Genomic DNA, 3,174 nt, shown 5'->3' on the forward strand with positions numbered 1-3,174 from the left:
TGCGAAAAGCCGCCGAGCGCAGCGTCGAAGCAACATGGAAACGAATTGGCGCACTCCTAAGCGACTTTTCACCTAAAGAATGCGCCAACTACCTCGTCAATTCCGGATACGCGTCAACCTAGCGTCATCACGCTCTAGAGCATTTTTGGGTAGAAGCGACCCATCCGACCGTCATTGCGAGGAGCGTAGCGACGCGGCAATCCAGAAAGCCACAAGCGAAGGCTGGATTGCTTCGTCGCAAGGGCTCCTCGCAATGACGGCTGCGGATGAATGCTATTCATCTCAAGTCGAAAAAGCATTAAGCAGCACGCGCTGCTTCGCCGTCATGGCGGGAGACGTCTACGTCTGTGCAAAACGGGCGAACTGCTTCGCCACCGCGCGATAGACCTCGCGCCGGAACGGCACTACGAGATCGGCGACGCGGTCGAGCCGTTCCCAGCGCCAGGCATCGAATTCCGCCGGCTGGTCATTGCGCGGCGTCATCGGATCGACCTCCGAATCATCTCCGGTAAATCGCAGCGCGAACCATTTCTGGCGCTGGCCGCGGAACCGCGCAAAGCGATGCCCGGGCCCGTCAAACGGGATGAAATCGTAGGTCAGCCAATCGGTTTCATCGAGATAATCGGCGTGGCTGACGCCAGTCTCTTCCCACAATTCGCGCATCACGGCCGCGCGGGGATCTTCATGCGCATCGATCCCGCCCTGCGGCATCTGCCATTCCGGCCCGGGCAGGATGATCTCCGGGCCGTCATCCTTGAAGCGGCGGCCGATCAGAACCTTGCCGTCGGCATTGAACAACGCGACACCCACATTGGGGCGATAGGGCCGGTCATCCATGACGCGTCAATCGCCTGATAGTTTGAGGAATTCCCTCACCACCCGCTCATAGACCGGACGCTTGAACGGTACGATCAGGTCGGGCAGGTTCTTCATCGGCTCCCAGCGCCATTTGATGAATTCAGGCTTATGGCCACCGCCGGGCGCCACCACGTTGATCTCGTTATCGTCGCCGGTGAAGCGCACCGCGAACCATTTCTGGCGCTGGCCACGGTAACGGCCCTTCCAGGTGCGGCCGGCCACCGTGCGCGGAATGTCGTAGATTAGCCAGTCCGGCACTTCGCCGAGCTTCTCGACCGATCGCACGCTGGTCTCTTCATAGAGCTCGCGCTTCGCCGCCTCCCAGGTGTCCTCGCCGGGATCGACACCGCCCTGCGGCATCTGCCAGACATGGGTTTCATCGACATGTTCGATGCCGCCGGCGCGGCGGCCGACAAACACGAGCCCTTGCGGGTTGATCAGCATCATTCCGACGCAGGTTCGATAGGGCAGATCTTCGTAGCGCGCCATTCCGTCAATGCCTCTCGCGTCGTTCCGAGCACAGTTTACGCAGCGATTCGGTTGTGCCGAATTCACCCTAGCCCAAACACGCTAGCCTGATTTTGATTTCAGCATCGCCGTTGTCAATGGCACCAGCAGCAGACCGCGGCCTTCGAGCAATTTCGCCCAGGCGCCGATGCGATCGATCGAAATCGGCAGCGCCGATGCCATCCCTACCGCCACACCGCGTTCCCGGGCGAGGCCTTCGAGCTGCGACAGCGCCTTGTCGATGTCCGCCAACGTCGGAACCACATCGATGTTGACGTCGGCGCGCGCGAACGGCATCCCCTGCCCCTCGGCTGCGGCCACAGCGACGCTGCGCGGCGACGCGCCGTCGTCGAAGAATGCCAATCCCCGTTTCCCGGCATCGCGCACCACCGGTTGCATCGCACCCTCAGTCGCGACGAAGCGACCGCCCATGAAATTGGCGACGCCGACATAGCCCTGAAAACGGCTCATATGCCATTGCATGCGGTCGAGGTTCTGCTCGGCGGTCGCGGTTGCCAGCAGCGTTTGCGGGCCGGGATCATTATCGGGATAATCGAACGGCTCCATCGGGATCTGCAACAGCACCTCATGGCGCTGCATGCGGGCGCGCTCCACCAGTTTGCCAGGGTCCGAGCCATAGGGCGTGAAGCCCAGCGTCACGGCGGCCGGCAGTTTCATGATGGCATCCGTGGTCCGGGCGGCGCCCACTCCCAGCCCGCCGATCACAATGGCAATGCTCGGCATCTTCATCGCCCTGGCGCGGTCGAGATCGCTGCCGGCGGCATAGGCGTTGACCGACTTCAAGCCGTCAGCGGCGATCGGGACCATGCCATGGCGGGTTTTCTCGAGCAGCTTCGGATTGATATTAGCCATCATCGGAGGTGGCGCATTGGCGTCGAGCGCCTCGGACGTATCTGCCGAGACCACGACGTCGCGGCGCGCTCCGCTGGAGCCATCGATGATGGTAATCGTCTTCTGACCGCCCACTTCCGGCGCCTTCGGCAGTTCGGCGGCGCGCTTGATCTCGACCGGCGGCGCAGCGACCTTGTCATCGGCCGCCGGCGGCTTCAGCGCGACGCGGGCGACGGGTTCACCGCCCAGCGGATTGTCGTTGAAGACAGCAAAACCAAGGAAGCCGAGCAGAAACAGCCCGAGAATACCGACCAATGCCTGGGGCCCGGAAAATGGCAGCCGGAACCGGCGCTTGCGCGTCAGTTTTTGTCCAAGCGGGGTGCTCAGATCGTCCGTCGACACCGCCATTACCTCCGAATCAGCGGCCGAGGATACCACGCCGCGCAGCGGCGGATGCATGGTCTAGCCCAGTGACCGGGCGCAGATGAACCAAAGCACCAACAAAAAGGGCGGCCCGCAGGCCGCCCAATTCGCCAGGACTATTATGGCCGGTCAGTTCGGCTTGGCTTCCGGCTTGTCGGCGGCCGGCTTCTCGGCGGTCTGCTTGTCATCCGCAGCCGGCGTAACGGTTGCGTTGGAGGTTACCTTGACGCCATGCAGCAGATCGGTGGCGGCCTTCAGGGCCTTGTCGTTCTTGGCGTCCGGCGGCACGTAGGACTGCGAGCCGGTCTTCTCGTCACCATCGTTCTTCAGATGACCGCGCAAGGAGGCTTCGCCCTTTGTGTCGGTGCGTGACTTCAGCTCATCAGGCACGTCCTGCAGGATCTCGATGTCCGGCACGATGCCCTTGGCCTGGATCGACTTGCCCGACGGCGTGAAGTAGCGCGCCGTGGTCAGCCGCAGCGCGCCGTTGCCGGAGCCGAGCGGGATGATGGTCTGCACCGAGCCCTTGCCGAA

General features: G+C 62.8%; 4 protein-coding genes. All 4 read right to left on the reverse strand.

Annotated features, from left to right (window positions below; genetic code table 11):
• Positions 1 to 339: 339 nt before the first annotated feature.
• Complete coding sequence (locus tag Q0S16_RS09570) at positions 340 to 837, reverse strand: RNA pyrophosphohydrolase (RefSeq protein ID WP_295847520.1); 498 nt, start codon at positions 835 to 837, stop codon at positions 340 to 342.
• 6 nt (positions 838 to 843) lie between these two features.
• Positions 844 to 1,347, reverse strand: a complete 504-nt coding sequence (locus Q0S16_RS09575; protein WP_295847521.1) for an RNA pyrophosphohydrolase — start codon at positions 1,345 to 1,347, stop codon at positions 844 to 846.
• 81 nt (positions 1,348 to 1,428) lie between these two features.
• Entirely contained in the window at positions 1,429 to 2,625 is a 1,197-nt protein-coding gene (locus tag Q0S16_RS09580) for a divergent polysaccharide deacetylase family protein (protein ID WP_295847525.1), read from the reverse strand.
• A 144-nt stretch (positions 2,626 to 2,769) separates the two neighbouring features.
• The coding region (locus tag Q0S16_RS09585) for a S41 family peptidase (RefSeq protein ID WP_295847524.1) at positions 2,770 to 3,174 on the reverse strand (405 nt) is incomplete at its 5' end.

Source organism: Tardiphaga sp., assembly GCF_025356345.1.
Taxonomy (GTDB): Bacteria; Pseudomonadota; Alphaproteobacteria; order Rhizobiales; family Xanthobacteraceae; genus Tardiphaga.

Coding starts and splice junctions, on each gene's coding strand:
- Q0S16_RS09575 (WP_295847521.1), bottom strand. CDS start 1,347: ATGGCGCGCTACGAAGATCTGCCCTATCGAACCTGCGTCGGAATGATG.
- Q0S16_RS09570 (WP_295847520.1), bottom strand. CDS start 837: ATGGATGACCGGCCCTATCGCCCCAATGTGGGTGTCGCGTTGTTCAAT.
- Q0S16_RS09580 (WP_295847525.1), bottom strand. CDS start 2,625: ATGGCGGTGTCGACGGACGATCTGAGCACCCCGCTTGGACAAAAACTG.